Raw genomic sequence first — 15,324 nt, forward strand, 5'->3', positions numbered from 1 at the left:
TGGGGGGGAGGGCCCCGGAGGGGAGGTCGGCGGCCTGCGGAATCCGGCCGGGGCGAGCCGTCGAACGGGCACAATGGCGTATGACGGTCGGCTCCCGCTGCGGGAGCCGGGGGCGTGTCGACTTGGAGGCCCGGGTGAGCGATCTTCCGCGCAAGGCAATGACCCGCACGGCAAGACTCGCCGCCCTGCCGCTGGGAATAGCCGGTCGGGCCACCCTCGGGCTGGGGCGGCGGATCGGCGGCCGGTCCGCCGAGGTCGTGACGGCCGAGCTGCAGCAGGCCACCGCCGACCAGCTGTTCAAGGTCCTGGGCGAGCTCAAGGGCGGCGCCATGAAGTTCGGGCAGGTGCTGTCCGTCTTCGAGGCGGCGCTGCCCGAGGAGGTGGCCGGCCCCTACCGGGCGGCCCTGACCAAGCTGCAGGACGCCGCCCCGCCGATGCCGGCCGCCAAGGTCCACGCGGCGCTGGCGGAGCGGCTTGGCGAGGACTGGCGCTCGCTGTTCCTGGAGTTCGACGACCGGCCGGCGGCGGCCGCGTCGATCGGGCAGGTGCACCGGGCGGTCTGGCACGACGGCCGCCCGGTCGCGGTGAAGGTCCAGTACCCGGGGGCCGGGGACGCCCTGCTGGCGGACCTGTCGCAGTTGAGCCGGGTGGCGTGGCTGCTGGGTCCGCTGATCCCGGGCCTGGACATCAAGCCGCTGATCACCGAGTTGCGCGAGCGGGTCGCCGAGGAGCTGGACTACGAGCTGGAGGCGCAGGCCCAGCGCCGGCACGCCGAGGAGTTCGCGGGCGATCCGGAGATCGTGGTCCCGGGTGTGGTGGCGCAGGCGGACCAGGTGCTGGTGTCGGAGTGGATGGACGGCACACCGCTGGCCGAAGTGATCGCGGAGGGCACGCAGGAGGAGCGGGACCAGGCCGGCCGACTGCTGGCGCGGTTCCTGTTCGCCGGCCCGTCGCGGACGGGGCTGCTGCACGCGGATCCGCACCCGGGCAACTTCCGGCTGTTGAAGGACGACGGCCCGGTGGCGGGCTGGCGGCTGGGGGTGCTGGACTTCGGGACGGTGGACCGGCTGCCGGGCGGCCTGCCGGCGCCGATCGGGGCCTCGTTGCGGATGGCCTTGGCCGGCGACGCGGCGGGCGTGCTGGCGATGCTGCGCGAGGAGGGCTTCGTGAAGCCCTCGGTCGAGCTGGATCCGGACGCGGTGCTGGACTACCTGCTGCCGATCATCGAGCCGGCGGCGGTGGACTCGTTCCACTTCACCCGGTCGTGGATGCGGGCGCAGGCGGCGCGGATCGCCGATCCGCGCTCCCCCGCGTACAACCTGGGCAAGCAGTTGAACCTGCCGCCCTCGTACCTGTTGATCCACCGGGTGACGCTGAGCACGATCGGGGTGCTGTGCCAGCTGGGCGCGCAGGCGCCGTTCCGGGCGGAGATGCTGGAGTGGCTGCCGGAGTTCGCCTCGGCGCGCCCGGAGGGCGAGGACTGACCCGCCGACGCGCCAACGGCCGCAGGCCGCTCCCCGGTCTCGGGGGGCGGCCTGCGGCACGACGGGGGTCCGGCGGGGCCGGGGTGGTGTCCCGGCCGGCGGTGCCCGGCGGTGTGGTGTCCCGACGGGTGGTGCCGGTGGCGCGGGTTACATCAGGGCGACGGCGATGGCCTTGCGGGCCCGCAGCGAGGCGCGTTCGGCCTTCTGCTTGAGCCGGTGGGCCCGAGCGACCCGGCCGACCAGCCGTTGGTGCTCGGCCTCCTGGAGGCGCTCTTGCATATGCGCCCGGGCCAGGGATTCGTGGAGGAGTTGCATTTCGAGGGTCCTGTTCTGGATCTGAAGTTCGGTGGTCTGCTCTGCGCGGACGGTCGGATCGATGGCGGCGGCGGTCATGTGGTGGTCCTGCTCGTGGTGCGTCGTCGGGAAGGGGTGGATGCGGGCCGCGTCGGCCTTGGCGGCGGCGATGCGTACGGAGCGACGGAGGGTGTCGTCCAGCGGGGGCTGCTCTCCCCGGCGGACGGCCTCGGCTCCGGACGCGGGGTTCACGCCGCGACCTCGGTCTTGCGCGGACGGCCACGCGGCCGCTTGCGGGCCACGACGACGCCCTGGACGAAGAGCTCGCCGCCCCAGACGCCCCAGGGCTCGCGGCGCTCCAGGGCGCCGGCGAGACAGGTCTCCTTGACCGGGCAGGTGCCGCAGAGGGACTTCGCGTACTCGACGTCGGCGGGCGTCTCGGCGAAGAAGACCTCAGGGTCGAAAGCGCGGCACGGGATGGGGAGCCCGAGCTCCTCGGCCTGGTCGATCGAGGTGATCTGCATAAGGGAAACCTCCGGAGGGTCGGCCTGGTCGGCCTTGGTCTGGCTTGTCTGCGGTACGGACGGGGTGGGCGGTGTGATGACCGTGGACACTGTGGGCGTCTTCCTCGTCTTTTCAGTGGGTCCGGCTCAGCTGACTGGTGGGGCTGGGCCGGAGGCCCCGGGGGGCCTGGGTGGTCTTGCGTACCGGACAAAACAGAAGGGCCGCGGATCCCGGTGTGGTGGGTTCCGCGGCCCTGGAGGTGCCGACCTGAGGCTGACTCAGGTTCGTTCTCTCCAGGGTTCAGGGCCGCGGAAGGCCCGCATCCGGATGGCCGTGGCGCCCGTAAAGGCGGCCATGGCCTGCTCGATCTGCTGCTCGTTCTGCTTCTGGGTGTTTCCGGCACCGATGACCTGCGCATAGCCGCCATGCGTGGCGACGACTACGGCCGTCTTCGATGCCTGGGTCGGTCGCTCATCACGCGGGGAGCGCGAAGCGTCGACCGACGCCCAGTCGCCGGACAGACCAGTCTCGACACTGGTGCCGTCGAGGCTGCCGCCCTTGATGCCGGTGTTGCCGAGGCCAGTGTGTCCAAGGCCACTGACAACGGAGGCGCGGGAGGCGGGAACGACGGAGACACCGGTGGTGTCGAGACCCAGACCGGTTCCGCACAGCTCGGCGGGGGTCCGCAGGCTGGCGCCACGCAGGGAGGCAGCGTCGACGGTCTGGCCAGTCAGTTTGGTGATCATGATGGTTTCCACTGCCTTCGCCTCCTCTCGGCGTCTCGCGGGGCCTGGTCTCCCGGGCTCCGAATGTTCGGATGTCTGTCTCGGTGAAGCTGGTGAAGCGGTGGAGCGGATGAAGCTGGTCGGTGCAGGGGGATGCGGGACAGGCGTGAGCCCGTACGATCGCGTCCCCTTGACCGCTCCGGCAGGCTATTGCGCTCCCGGTACGGCGCGCAAACTATTTTTCCGGCGAGTTTCCCGACGGTCTCCGCGGCACCTCGCGATGCCGGCCCCGATCGCCCCGGACCGGCTCACGCCGGTTCGTCCGACTGGCCGTCCTCGACCTCCGCCGGATCCTCCTCGGGCTCCTCCCCCGCACACAACGAGAGCACGGCGGCCCCGTATTTGTCCAGCTTCATGGCGCCGACCCCGGAGATGACGGCCAGCTCCTGGCGGCTGGCGGGGACGTCCTCGGCGATCGCCATCAGGGTGGCGTCGGTGAAGACGACGTAGGCCGGGGCGCCCTGCTTGCGGGCCTGGGCGGCGCGCCATTCGCGCAGCCGCTCGTAGAGCGCCTCGTCCATGGTGGAGGGGCAGGTCTCGCAGCGGCGGAGCTTGCGCTCGACGGCCTCGGTGAGGACCCGCTCGCAGACCCGGCACTTGACCGGGCCGCGGACCCGGCGCCCGGCGGAGCGCTCGCCGGCCTCGACGCCGCCCCGCCCGCCCCGCCCGGCGGGACGGCTGCCGGGGGCGCTGGAGCCGGGGCGCAGCCCGTCGAGGAAGCGGCTGGGCTTGCGCGAGGCGCGCCCGCCCGGGGAGCGGGAGAGCGCCCAGGAGAGCGACAGGTGCTTGCGGGCGCGGGTGACGCCGACGTAGAGGAGGCGGCGCTCCTCCTCGATCTGCTCGTCGGTCTTGGCGTAGATGATCGGCAGGGTGCCCTCGGTGAGACCGACCAGGAAGACGGCGTCCCATTCGAGGCCCTTGGCGGCGTGCAGCGAGGCGAGGGTGACGCCCTCGACGGCGGGGGCGTGCTGGGCGGCGGCGCGGGCGTCGAGTTCGGCGACGTAGGCGGCGAGGTCGGCGGCCCGGCCGTCGGCGGTGCGGGTGCGCTCGAACTCCTCGGCGAGCCGGACGAGGGCGGCGAGGGACTCCCAGCGGTCGCGGACGGCGCCGGAGCCGGCCGGGGGCTCGGGGGTGAAGCCGCGGCTGGCGAGCACGGCGCGGACCTGGCCGGCGAGGTCGGGGGCGCCGTCGGTGAGCGGGTCGGAGCCGGCCCGGGCGGCGCCGCGCAGCAGGACGCCGGCGTCGCGGACCTCGGGCCGTTCGAAGAACCGTTCGGCGCCCTTGAGCTGGTAGGGCACGCCGAGGTCGGCGAGGGCCTGCTCGTAGACCTCGGACTGGCCGTTGGTGCGGAACAGGACGGCGACCTCGCTGGCGCGGACGCCGGTGGCGAGGAGGTCCTTGATCCGGCGGGCGGTGGTCTCGGCCTCGGTGGGCTCGTCCTCGTACTCGGTGTAGACCGGTTCGGGGCCGGCCTCGCGCTGGGAGACGAGTTCGAGGCGGTGGTGGGCGGCCTCGCCGCGGGCCTGGGCGAGCAGTCCGTTGGCGAGGTGGACGACCTGCGGGGTGGAGCGGTAGTCGCGGACGAGCTTGACGACCGTGGCCTCGGGGTGGCGGGTGCGGAAGTGGAGCAGGTAGTCGGGGGTGGCGCCGGTGAAGGAGTAGATGGTCTGGCTGGCGTCGCCGACGACGCAGAGGCTGGCGCCGCCGCCGGGGCCGGTCCACTGGTCGAGCAGGCGCTGCTGGAGCGGGGAGACGTCCTGGTACTCGTCGACGGTGAAGTGCCGGTACTGGGTGCGGACCTGCTCGGCGATGTCGGGGCGGTCCTCCAGGATGGCGGCGGTGAGGAGCAGGACGTCCTCGAAGTCGATGACGCCGCGGCGGCTCTTGGTCTCCTCGTAGACGCGGTAGACCTGGGCGGTCTCGGCGGGGTCGCGGGGGGCTTCGCGGCCGGACTTCTGGACGGCGGCGGGGTAGCCGTCGGGGCCGGCCTGGGTGACCTTGGCCCATTCGATCTCGGCGGTGAGGTCGCGCAGTTCGGTGCGCTGGACGCGCAGGCCGCAGCGGCCGGCGGCCTCGGCGACGAGCTGGACCTTGCGTTCGAGGAGCTGCGGGACCGGTCCGCCGACGGCGCGCGGCCAGAAGTACTGGAGCTGGCGGAGGGCGGCGGCGTGGAAGGTGCGGGCCTGGACGCCGTCGGCGCCGAGCTGGCGCAGCCGGCCGCGCATCTCGCCGGCGGCGCGGGCGGTGAAGGTGACGGCGAGGACCTGCGCGGGCTGGTAGACGCCGCTGCGGACGCCGTAGGCGATCCGGTGGGTGATGGCGCGGGTCTTGCCGGTGCCGGCGCCGGCGAGGACGCAGACGGGGCCGTGCAGGGCGGTGGCGACGGCCCGCTGTTCGGGGTCGAGTCCGGCGAGGACCGCGTCGGGGCCGTCGGCGGCGGGGTGGCCGTACCGGTGGGCGTCCTGGTGGTCGTCGAACGGGATGCCGCTCAAGAGGTCTTCCTGCATGCGTTCCATCCTCTCAGTCCGCGCGGACATCCCGGGCGGGGTTGTCCACAGGGGCGGTGTGATCGAAGGATGATCGCGACACGGGCGGCGGGTGGTGGCACGCGAGGGCGTGCACGGCTTGTCGCGCGCCGGTGCGGGGTCGCGCGCGACCGCGCGGAGCGTCCGGCCGGGCGCGGAATGACCGCCGCGCGGTGGACGTTGTCCCCCCGGAACCGCGGACCGACGGAACGTCCGCCCCCGCCCTACCCGAAGGAGTCCCCTCGATGTCCGGCAGCGTGACGATGTACAGCACGACCTGGTGCGGCTACTGCAACCGGCTCAAGAGCCAGCTGGACCGGGAAGGCATCGGCTACACCGAGATCAACATCGAGGAGGACCCGGCCTCGGCGTCCTTCGTCGAGTCGGTGAACGGCGGCAACCAGACCGTTCCGACCGTGCTGGTGACGCCGGCGGGCGGCGGCGAGCGGGTCGTGATGACCAACCCGAGCCTGCTCCAGGTGAAGAAGGCCCTGGCGGCCTGACGCCCGGCGGCCCGACCACCCGACAGCAGAGCGATCGGGGCCCGCGCCCCGGGCCGGCGCGCGTCACGGCGCGTCGGCCCGGGCCGGGTCGACCGGCGCGGCGGGCGCCGGCAGCGAGGCCCGGGCGCCGAGGTCCCCGATGCCGTAGACCAGCCGGCTGCGGTCGGCGGAGTAGCGGGTCTCGATGACCCGGACGGGCCCGCGCCGGTCGTAGGTGACCCGGGTCTGCACCATCAGCGGCACGCCGGGCCCGCCCTGGAACCACTGGGCCTCCTCCGGGCCGGGCATCCGGGCGACCAGGTGGTCGACCGCGCCGATCTCGGTGCGGCCGAGGACGGCGAGCACCGCCTCGTCGCCGCCGTCGATCTGGTCGGGCTCCATCAGCGGGGTGCCGGCGGCGAGGCCGGCCCGGTAGTGGCTCTCCTCGATGGAGTAGGGCTCGCGGTCGAGCATCCGCAGCTGGCGGCGGACGACGATGGCCTCGCCGGGGCGCAGTCCGAGCCGCTCGGCGATGTCGACGCGGGCCCGGACGATCATCATCTCGAAGTCGACGGTGAGTTCGCGGCCGGTCTCGGCGGCCTCGCCGTGGTAGACGGCGCTGGGCACGGCGAGGCAGTCGTGCGGGAGCGCGTCCTGCGGGTCGAGGCAGGGGGTGGGTCCGTAGGCGCGGTGGTCGAGGACGGGGTGCTCGCGCAGGTAGGTGCCCTTGCCCTGGAGCCGGACCAGCCGGCCTTCGTTGACCAGGACGTCGACGGCGAGGCGGACGGTGTTGCGGGCGACGCCGTACTGGCGTTCGAGTTCGCTCTCGACCGGGAGGGCGGCCGCGGTGGTGAACTCGCCTTCGGCGATCCGGCGGCGCAGGTCGGCGGCGAGGCGCTGGTATTTGGGGGATTGGGCGGTGCCCCGGGGGATTGTCACCCGAGTGAATGTAGCGAGACGGGTGAGGGGCTTTCAGGCGTTTGCGGCAAAGTCGCCCGGGATCGGTGACGGCGGCGGCCGGTTGCGCGGGGGCCGTACTGGACAGGGCCGCTCCGATTACGAACATCCCGAGGAGACGGGTTCGAAAAGGAAATTGGGGGCGCGCAGATCAACTCCGCACGCCCCCAATCCGGGAAACGCTTCGACTCATCCGATCAACCGGCGGACCGCAACGCCGACCGGCCCGCCGTCAACCGGTGAACCGACCCGCGCTCACCAGCGGGCAGCCGCCGGCAGCGGCTCCCCGTACCAGAGCTCGACCAGGTGCCGGGCGATCGAGATCCCGGACGGCGGCAGGATCTCCCCCGCCGCCATGCCCGCCCGCAGCTCCTCCCGGGAGAACCAGCGCGCCTCCGCCAGCTCCTCGCCGTCCACGGTGATCGCGGTGCCCTCCGGGTGCGCCTTGCCCAGGAAGCCGAGCATCAGGCTGGACGGGAACGGCCACGGCTGGCTGGCCACGTAGGAGACCTCGGCGACCCGGACCCCGGCCTCCTCGAACACCTCGCGGACCACCGCCTGCTCGATCGACTCCCCCGGCTCGACGAACCCGGCCAGCGTCGACCAGCGGCCCTCCGGCCAGAGCGCCTGCCGGCCGAGCAGGCAGCGGTCCTGCTCGTCCGTGATCATCATGATCACCGCCGGGTCGGTGCGCGGGTAGTGCTCGGCCGCGCAGGAGGTGCACCGCCGCACGTGCCCGGCCCCGGCCTTCTCGGTCGGGTGCCCGCAGCGCGAGCAGAAGCTGTGCAGCCGGTGCCAGTGCTCCAGCGCCACGGCGTGCACCAGCAGCCCGGCGTCCCGGTCGGAGAGCAGCGCGCCGACCTCGCGCAGCCCGGCCGGGCGGGCGTCGCCGTCCAGCCGGCCCGGCAGGCTCTCGCCGGCCAGCGCGAAGTAGGAGACGCCGTCCTCGTCGGTGCCGAGGAAGTACCGGTCGCCGGTCTGCGGCGCCTCGAAGGAGGGCAGCAGGACCAGTTCGGTCCCCTGCCCGGTGTCCACCACGAACGCCTCGCCGCCGGCGATCGGCAGCACCTTGGTGGTCGGGTGGCTCCAGGCCGCCGCCAGCCAGGGCTCGTTGAACCGGTGCTGGGCCGCCCGGTCCACCCCGGCCCGGGCCAGTGCCAGGTGCAGCGGGCGTTCGGTCTCAGGCACGGTGCTCAACTGTTCCATCCCCATGTGATGAGTCTTCCGGACGGTTCGGGTCCACGGTTCGGGTTCACGGGCCGGTCCACGGGCCGGTCCGCCGTTCGGTTCACGGGTCGGCCCGCCGTTCGGTCCGTGGTTCGGTCCGCGGTTCGGTCCGTGGTTCGGTCCACAGGTCGGTTCACAGGTCGCTTCACGGGCCGGGCGCAGCCGCCCGCGTCCACCCGCACGCGTTCACTCGCCCCCGCCGCCGGGCCGCCAGTTCTCGGCCAGGTCGGCCCAGAGGTAGGCGGCCGTCTCCACACCCTTGGCGAGCAGGCCCAGTTCGACCTTCTCGTCGATCGAGTGCCAGCCGTCCGACGGTACCGAGATGCCGAGGAACAGCACCGGCGCGCCGAGCACGTCCTGCAGGTCGGCGGCCGGGCCGGAGCCGCCCTCGCGGGTGAAGAGGATCTTCTGTTCGAAGGCCCGGCCCATCGCCCGGACGGTGGACTGCAGCGCCGGGTGGTCGAGCGGGGTCAGGCAGGGCCGGGTGGTGCCGGTGAACACCACCTCGTGCCGGACGCCCTCCGGCACCCGGTCGGCGACCCAGCTCCGGACGGCCTCGCGGATCTTCTCCCCCTCCTGGCCGGCGACCAACCGGAAGGAGAGCTTGAGGTGGGCCGAGGAGGGCACGATGGTCTTGCCGCCGGGGCCGGTGTAGCCGCCCCAGACGCCGTTGACCTCGGCGGTCGGGCGGGCCCAGATCCGCTCCAGGGTGGAGTAGCCGGCCTCGCCGCGGGTGCCGCGCGACTTGGCGACGGCCAGCCAGCGCTCCTCGTCGAAGGGCAGCTCGGCGAAGAGCTCGCGCTCGCGCTCGGTCAGCTCGATGACGTCGTCGTAGAAGCCGGGGACGGCGACCCGGCGGTCGGCGTCGTGCAGGCCGGCGGCCAGTTCGGCGGCGACGGCGGCCGGGTTGGGCACGGCGCCGCCGAAGGAGCCGGAGTGGATGTCGCTGTCCGGCCCGTAGAGGTCGATCTGGAGCTCGACCAGGCCGCGCATGCCGGTGCAGACGGTCGGCGTGGTCTCGGACCACATGCCGGTGTCGGAGATGAACACGACGTCGGCGGCCAGCCGGTCGGCCTCGCGGCGGACCAGGTCGGCGAAGTGCGGCGAGCCGGACTCCTCCTCGCCCTCGACCAGCAGCTTGAGGTTGACGGCGGGCGCGGTGCGGCCGGTGGCGGCCAGGTGCGCGCGCACGCCGAGGGTGTGGAAGAACACCTGGCCCTTGTCGTCGGCGGCGCCGCGGGCGAACAGCCGGTCGCCGATCACGGTCGGCTCGAACGGCTCGGTCGCCCAGCCGTCCTCCTTGGCCGCGGGCTGCACGTCGTGGTGCCCGTAGACCAGCACGGTCGGCGCGGACGGGTCCCCGGACGGCCACTCCGCGAAGACCGCCGGCAGGCCGTCCGTCTCCCACACCTCGGCCACCGGGAAGCCGGTGTCGCGCAGCTTCGCGGCCAGCCACTCGGCGGAGCGGCGGACGTCCCCGGTGCGGCCGGGGTCGGCGGAGACCGAGGGGATGCGCAGCCAGTCGGCCAGGTCCGCGAGGAAGGCGGGGCGGTGCTCGTCGATGAAGGAGCGGACGACGCTGTCCGGGGTTCTCGTCATACGGACGACTTTAGTTCGCCGCCGCGGGTCGCCGTGGCCCCGATCCCGGCCGGTGGACCCCGCGGGGCCTGTAACGTCCGTCACCCCCGGACGCGGCGGCGCCTCGGGGGTGACGGGATCGGGGACGGGATCGGGGACGGGAATCCGACCCCGGACGGGAACGGGCCGGGCTCAGCCGGAGCGGCGCAGCAGCGAGATCCGCGAGCGGGTGAGCAGCATCGCCAGCAGCACCGCGAGCAGCGGCAGCAGGACGACGGTCGCCCCGATGTTGAGCCAGGGGAAGACCAGCACCCCCTTGGCTGCCTGTTCCTGCAGGCTCATCCCCGGGTAGCCGGCCGCGCTGGCCTCGACCTTGCGCAGGGCGACGGCCGGCACGATCCCGGCGACGGCGCCGAGCAGCGCGCCCATCGCGGCGATCACGCCGCACTGGAAGCCGGACAGGGTGCGCCGGATCCGGGGTGCGGCGCCGACCGCGGCGAGGGTGGTCAGGTCGCGCTGGGAGTCGGCGGCGGCGAGGCCGGTGGCGATCCCGGCGGCGCCGAGGGCGACCAGGCCGGCGAATCCGGTGAGGCCGAGGGTGATGAGGTCGCCCGGGGACTGGTAGCCGCGCTCGATCTCGAAGTTGGTGCCGTCGGAGAGCTTGGCGAGGGCGGCGCGGGCCTTCTGCTCGGCGCTGTCGGCGGACGGGTTGTCGGGCAGCCAGACGGAGCCGGCGTCGCTGGTGGTGAGGCCGATCCGGCGCGCGGTGTCGGGGGTGAGCACGGCGTAGCCGCCGGTGGCGTCCGCGGCGGCGGAGAGCTGGGCGTCGACGGTGACGGTGTGGACGACCGGGTCGACGTCCACGCCGGCCGCCGACTGGCTGTAGTCGTGGGGCTCGGTGAGTTCGAGGATCGCCTTGCCGTCCTTGATGTAGCGCGCGTCGAAGACGACGGCCTTGCCGGCGGCGAGGGCCTGTGCGGCGCTCTGGTCGGTGATGCCGTAGAGGTTGCGCAGCAGGGTGGCGTCGCCGGCCTGGACCATGCCGAAGGGGCTGCCGCGGCTGATCCGGTCCTCCTTGCAGCGCGGGTCCTCGCGGCTGAGCCGTTCCAGTTCCTCCGGGGACACCCGCAGCCGGTTCTTGCCCCAGGCGGGGCAGCGGCGTTCCTCGGGCAGGGCGAGGTTGACGTAGCCGCAGGTGCCGTTGCGGACGGTGCAGTCGCCCTGGTAGTTGACGCGCTGGACGTCGGCGCGCGGGCCGAGGGCGGGGATGTTGTCCTGCACGGCGCCGCGCAGCCGGGGCAGCATCGAGCCGTCGGCGGCGGCGCCCCAGCCGTTGGAGACGATGACGGCGTTGGCGGGGCCGACGGCGACGTACTCGCGGCGGTGCTCCTCGTCGCTGCTGGCGACGTAGACGCCGACGGCGACGGACCCGGCGACGGCGGCCATCACGGCGGCGACGGCGGGGGCGGTGCGGCCCCGGTGGCGGATGGAGTCGCGCAGCGCGAGCCGGGGGGCGAGCGGCAGCCAGCGGCCGATCCGGCCGAACAGGCCGACCAGGTAGGGGGTGAGGGCGACCATGCCGAGTTCGGCGACGACGGAGCCGCCGAGGACGGCGAGGGCGCGGCTGCCGAAGCCGGCGGTGGCGCCGAGCAGGGCGAGGGCGGAGCCGCCGGCGAGCATCAGCAGGCCGAGCAGGGCGAGCTTGCGGCTGGGCGGCTTGAGGCTGTCGCGGCCGGTGAGGGCGGAGACGACGTCCTGCCGGGAGGCCTGGACGGCGGGGACGACGGCCGCGAGCAGGCCGGTGACCAGGCCGATCAGGAGGATGCCGAGCAGGTCGAGCGGCTGGATGTCGAAGTGGCCGAAGCGCTGGCCGGCGTACTCCTCGGCCTGGGTGCGGAGCAGGCCGACGAGGCCGATGCCGCCGACCAGGCCGACGACGGCGCCGGTGAGGCCGAGGACGATGCCGCCGCCGAGGACGACGGCGCGCACGTGGGCGCGGTCGCCGCCGCCGGCGGCGAGCAGGCCGAGCTGGCGGCGGGAGCGGCGGGCGCCGACCGCGAAGGCGGGGCCGGCGAGCAGGACGATCTCCAGCAGGGCCATGCCGACGACGGTGCCGAGGATGACGACGGAGGTCCGGTCGAAGAACGGGGTGCTGCCGCCGCCCTGGCTGTCCCGGTAGGCGTAGAAGGGGACCTCGGAGCGGGCCGGCGGGTCGAGGAGGACGGCGCGGGAGGCGGCGGTGAAGCCGTGCTTGTTGAGCTCCAGGACCTTGGGCCAGTCGATCCCGGCCCCGGCGGGGAGCTTCACCAGCCAGCGGTTGACGCCTTCGCTGACGGAGGTGCGGTAGCGGGACTGGTCGGCGCCGGGCAGTTTGGCGAGCTGGTCGATGAGGGCGCCGGGGCGGGCGATCAGGCCGGTGGCCCGCAGGTCGCCGGGGTGCTCGACGACGGCGGTGATGGTGAAGGGGGTGGCTTCGAGGCCGCGGGGGGCGGTGCGGTCGCCGAGCTTGAGGCCGGAGGTGTCGAGGAAGTCGCGGGTGACGGCGATCTCGTGGTCGGCGCCGGGGGCGCGGCCCCGGACGATGTCGAAGCGGCCGCGCCAGACCGGGTCGGCGAGGTCGGCCTCGGTGATCTGGACGTTGGTGAGGCCCTCGGCGGTGCTGGTGGCGGTGTAGGGGCCGCTGCGCAGCGGGACGAGGACGGCGCCGGGCAGCAGCTGCCTGGCGAGTTCGGTGGGTTCGGTGTCGAGGCTGCGGCGCTGTTCGGGGGTGTAGGCGGGCTGGCCGTCGGCCCCCTTCTTGGTCTCGTTGGCGTCCTCGACGTGGTAGTCGTCCTCGGGGTTGGGGGCTTGGAGGACGACGGCGCCGCGGTCGAGGATGCGGAGTTCGGCGGCGGACTGGCCCATCATCCGGACGGCCTTCTCGCCGGGGTCGAGTTCGGCGCTGCGGAAGAAGACGTCGGAGCCGGCGACGCCGAGGACGGGCAGGGCGACCATGGCGACGACGAGGGCGCTGCGGCCCTTGGCGCGCAGGGCGTCGCGGCGGGCGATGCGCAGGGCGACCCGCCAGGCGCTGAGCTTCACTGGTCCTCCGCCGGGCTGATCGCGTTGGTGGCGGCGGCGACGAGGAGGCTGCCGGCGTCCTGGCTGGCGCTCTCGTCGACCATGCGGCCGTCGCGGAGGAAGACCACGCGGTCGGCCCAGGCGGCGTGCCGGGGTTCGTGGGTGACCATCATGGCGGCGGCGCCGGCGTCGCAGCGGGCGCGCAGGACGGCGAGGACGGCTTCGCCGGTGGTGGAGTCGAGGGCGCCGGTGGGTTCGTCGGCGAGGACGAGGCGGCGGTCGCCGATCAGGGCGCGGGCGATGGCGACGCGCTGCTGCTGGCCGCCGGACATGTCGTCGGGGAAGCGGTCGGCGAGTTCGGGGATGCCGAGTTCCTCGAGGGCGGTGAGGGCTTCGCGGCGGGCGGCGCGGGTGGAGAGGCCGTCGAGTTCGCGCGGGAGGGAGATGTTCTCGGCGGCGGTGAGGGCCGGTATCAGGTTGTAGTCCTGGAAGACGTAGCCGACGGAGCGGCGGCGGACCTCGGCGAGCTTCTTGCGGTTGAGTCCGCCGAGGGCGACGCCTTCGACGAGGACCTGGCCGGTGCTGGGCGTGTCCAGGCCGCCCGCGAGGGTGAGCAGGGTGGACTTGCCGGAGCCGGACGGGCCCATGACGGCGACGAACTCGCCGGGGTGGACCTTGAGGTCGACGCCGCGCAGCGCCTGGACCTCGGCGGCGCCCTGCCCGTGGACGCGGGTGACCTGGTCCAGGTGCAGGACGGCGCGGGCGCCGTTCCTGGTCGGTGCGGTGTGGGACACGCTTTTTCCCCCTGCTGTGGTGGGGCCCGCCGCGTGGTGACGGCGGCCGGGCCGGTGTGTCGGTTCGGGTGGGCCTGGGTCTCGGGCCTGGGTCTCGGGCCTCGGTCGCGGGCCTCGGTCTCAGGCCTTGCTCTCAGGCCTTGGTGCGGCGGCGGCCGAGCCGGGTGCGGGCGGGTGGCCCGGGGTCGGGTTCCTCGCGGCGGGCTTCGGCGGCGCGGGCCTGTTCGACCTCGGCGTGCTGGGCGAGCCGGGTCTCGCAGTGGTCGAGCCAGCGGACCTCGGCCTCGGTCTGGAAGATCAGCTGTTCGAGGACGAGCAGCCAGGCGAGGTCGGCGCCGGCCTGCGGGCCGCGCGGGCCGGCGGCGTCGGGGCGGGCCTCGCCGGCGAGGGCGCGGGCCTTGAGCCGGGTGTAGTCCTGGAGGGCCTTGATGCTGTGCCGGCGCTGGCTCTGCACGACGGCGGGCACGTCGACGCCGGGGACGGTGACGGCCATCGCGAGCTTGATGGCGAGTTCGTCGCGGGGCGGGTTGGTGCGCGGTACCGGGGTGTCGAACCAGGCGCGGAGTTCGGTGCGGCCGGCGTCGGTGGCGGCGTAGAACTGGTGGCCTTCCTCGTCCTCGCCGGCGGGCACGACGAGTCCGTCGCGTTCCAGGCGGGCGAGGGTGGTGTAGACCTGGCCGACGTTGAGCGGCCAGGTGGCGCCGGTGCGCGCCTCGAACTCGGTTCTCAGCTGGTAGCCGTAGCGCGGCCCCTGGTCGAGCAGGGCGAGCAGGCCGTGGCGGATGGACATACCGAGTATGTATACCGGGTATGCTCGACGGGTCAAGCCGGGACCGCCCCGGGCACCCGCGCGGCGGGCGGGCGACGATTCAGCGGGTACCGTCGTCCGGTGAGCCAGTTGCGCATCGCCACCTTCAATCTGCTGCACGGTCAGCCGCTGGCGCCCGACGGCGCCCCGCGTCCCTTCCCCGCCGACCCCGGCGGGCCGCTCGCCGAGGCGGTGGCCGCGCTGGACGCCGACGTGCTGGCGCTCCAGGAGGTGGACCGCCACCAGGCCCGCTCCGGCGGCACCGACCAGGCCGCCGTCGCCGCCAAGGCGATGGGCGCGGCCGACTGGCGGTTCGCCGCCGCGCTGCACGGCCGGCCCGCGCCGGTGGCCGGCTGGCTGCCGGAGCCCTCGGTGCCCGCCGGGATCCGGGTGTACGGGCCGGGCGAGGTCGGCGACGGCGCGCCGCCCGCGTACGGCACGGCGCTGCTGACCCGGCTGCCGGTGCTGCACTGGCGGGCCCGCCGGTTCGCGCCGGCGCCGTTCGGGCTGCCGCTGCGGGTGGCGGGGCGGCGCGGGCTGACACCCGTTCCGGACGAGCCGCGGGCGGCGCTGGCGGCGGTGCTGCAGGGCGGGCGCGGCCCGTTCACGGTGGTGGCCGCGCACCTGTCGTTCGTCCCCGGCTGGAACATGGCGCAGCTGGCGGCGATCCGCCGGTGGATCGCCGACCTGCCGCAGCCGTACCTGGTGCTGGGGGACTTCAATCTGATCGGCGCGGTGCCGCGGACGGTGCTGGGGTCGGCGGCGGCGCTGGACCGCACCGCGCCCCGGGCGCGGGTGCGGGAGCTGCGGCCGGGCCCGCCGGGCC

At 74.3% G+C, this 15,324-nt stretch carries 13 protein-coding genes; 3 read left to right on the forward strand and 10 right to left on the reverse strand.

Features of this window, described 5'->3' with window-relative positions; genetic code table 11:
- Nucleotides 1–134: 134 nt before the first annotated feature.
- Nucleotides 135–1,484 (forward strand): AarF/ABC1/UbiB kinase family protein, encoded by a 1,350-nt coding sequence (locus AB0N76_RS36435; protein ID WP_363564818.1) that lies wholly within the window; start codon nucleotides 135–137, stop codon nucleotides 1,482–1,484.
- Nucleotides 1,485–1,631: 147 nt separating this feature from the next.
- On the opposite strand, the gene AB0N76_RS36440 is transcribed toward AB0N76_RS36435, so the two are convergent.
- The 4 genes from AB0N76_RS36440 to AB0N76_RS36455 all read right to left on the reverse strand — a co-directional run bounded on the left by AB0N76_RS36440 (nucleotide 1,632) and on the right by AB0N76_RS36455 (nucleotide 5,574).
- A complete protein-coding gene (locus tag AB0N76_RS36440) occupies nucleotides 1,632–2,030 on the reverse strand; it encodes a hypothetical protein (RefSeq protein WP_363564820.1) in 399 nt (132 codons plus the stop codon).
- Nucleotides 2,027–2,392: a WhiB family transcriptional regulator gene (locus tag AB0N76_RS36445; protein ID WP_363564822.1), complete on the reverse strand. Its 366-nt coding sequence runs from the start codon at nucleotides 2,390–2,392 to the stop codon at nucleotides 2,027–2,029. Before AB0N76_RS36445 ends, AB0N76_RS36440 begins: the two co-directional genes overlap by 4 nt.
- A gap of 168 nt (nucleotides 2,393–2,560) precedes the next feature.
- Nucleotides 2,561–3,040 (reverse strand): hypothetical protein, encoded by a 480-nt coding sequence (locus tag AB0N76_RS36450; protein WP_363564824.1) that lies wholly within the window; start codon nucleotides 3,038–3,040, stop codon nucleotides 2,561–2,563.
- A gap of 275 nt (nucleotides 3,041–3,315) precedes the next feature.
- Nucleotides 3,316–5,574, reverse strand: coding sequence for an ATP-dependent DNA helicase UvrD2 (locus AB0N76_RS36455; protein ID WP_363564826.1), 2,259 nt, complete (start codon nucleotides 5,572–5,574; stop codon nucleotides 3,316–3,318).
- A gap of 263 nt (nucleotides 5,575–5,837) precedes the next feature.
- On the opposite strand from AB0N76_RS36455, the gene AB0N76_RS36460 reads away from it, so the two are divergent.
- Nucleotides 5,838–6,095, forward strand: coding sequence for a mycoredoxin (locus tag AB0N76_RS36460; protein WP_363564828.1), 258 nt, complete (start codon nucleotides 5,838–5,840; stop codon nucleotides 6,093–6,095).
- A 63-nt stretch (nucleotides 6,096–6,158) separates the two neighbouring features.
- On the opposite strand, the gene AB0N76_RS36465 is transcribed toward AB0N76_RS36460, so the two are convergent.
- The 6 genes from AB0N76_RS36465 to AB0N76_RS36490 all read right to left on the reverse strand — a co-directional run bounded on the left by AB0N76_RS36465 (nucleotide 6,159) and on the right by AB0N76_RS36490 (nucleotide 14,480).
- A complete protein-coding gene (locus tag AB0N76_RS36465) occupies nucleotides 6,159–7,013 on the reverse strand; it encodes a GntR family transcriptional regulator (protein ID WP_363564830.1) in 855 nt (284 codons plus the stop codon).
- A 273-nt stretch (nucleotides 7,014–7,286) separates the two neighbouring features.
- A complete protein-coding gene (nudC, locus tag AB0N76_RS36470; protein ID WP_363564832.1) occupies nucleotides 7,287–8,237 on the reverse strand; it encodes an NAD(+) diphosphatase in 951 nt (316 codons plus the stop codon).
- 207 nt (nucleotides 8,238–8,444) lie between these two features.
- Nucleotides 8,445–9,857 carry a dipeptidase gene (locus AB0N76_RS36475; protein ID WP_363564834.1) on the reverse strand — a complete coding sequence of 471 codons (1,413 nt, stop codon included), beginning with the start codon at nucleotides 9,855–9,857 and terminating at the stop codon, nucleotides 8,445–8,447.
- A gap of 171 nt (nucleotides 9,858–10,028) precedes the next feature.
- Nucleotides 10,029–12,917 (reverse strand): FtsX-like permease family protein, encoded by a 2,889-nt coding sequence (locus tag AB0N76_RS36480; protein ID WP_363564836.1) that lies wholly within the window; start codon nucleotides 12,915–12,917, stop codon nucleotides 10,029–10,031.
- Nucleotides 12,914–13,690: an ABC transporter ATP-binding protein gene (locus AB0N76_RS36485; RefSeq protein WP_363564838.1), complete on the reverse strand. Its 777-nt coding sequence runs from the start codon at nucleotides 13,688–13,690 to the stop codon at nucleotides 12,914–12,916. The genes AB0N76_RS36480 and AB0N76_RS36485 overlap by 4 nt, the downstream gene beginning before the upstream one ends.
- Before the next feature lie 133 nt (nucleotides 13,691–13,823).
- Nucleotides 13,824–14,480, reverse strand: coding sequence for a PadR family transcriptional regulator (locus AB0N76_RS36490; protein WP_363564840.1), 657 nt, complete (start codon nucleotides 14,478–14,480; stop codon nucleotides 13,824–13,826).
- Nucleotides 14,481–14,579: 99 nt separating this feature from the next.
- Here AB0N76_RS36490 and AB0N76_RS36495 point away from each other — a divergent pair.
- Nucleotides 14,580–15,324, forward strand: a 745-nt coding sequence (locus tag AB0N76_RS36495; RefSeq protein WP_363564842.1) for an endonuclease/exonuclease/phosphatase family protein, incomplete at its 3' end; no start/stop codon positions are given.

Source organism: Kitasatospora sp. NPDC093806, assembly GCF_040683335.1.
Classification (GTDB): Bacteria; Actinomycetota; Actinomycetes; order Streptomycetales; family Streptomycetaceae; genus Kitasatospora.

Excerpts from the sequence above, each read along its gene's own strand:
- AB0N76_RS36475 (WP_363564834.1), bottom strand. The coding sequence starts at position 9,857 with ATGACGAGAACCCCGGACAGCGTCGTCCGCTCCTTCATCGACGAGCAC.
- AB0N76_RS36460 (WP_363564828.1), top strand. The coding sequence starts at position 5,838 with ATGTCCGGCAGCGTGACGATGTACAGCACGACCTGGTGCGGCTACTGC.
- AB0N76_RS36490 (WP_363564840.1), bottom strand. The coding sequence starts at position 14,480 with ATGTCCATCCGCCACGGCCTGCTCGCCCTGCTCGACCAGGGGCCGCGC.
- AB0N76_RS36455 (WP_363564826.1), bottom strand. The coding sequence starts at position 5,574 with ATGCAGGAAGACCTCTTGAGCGGCATCCCGTTCGACGACCACCAGGAC.
- nudC (WP_363564832.1), bottom strand. The coding sequence starts at position 8,237 with ATGGAACAGTTGAGCACCGTGCCTGAGACCGAACGCCCGCTGCACCTG.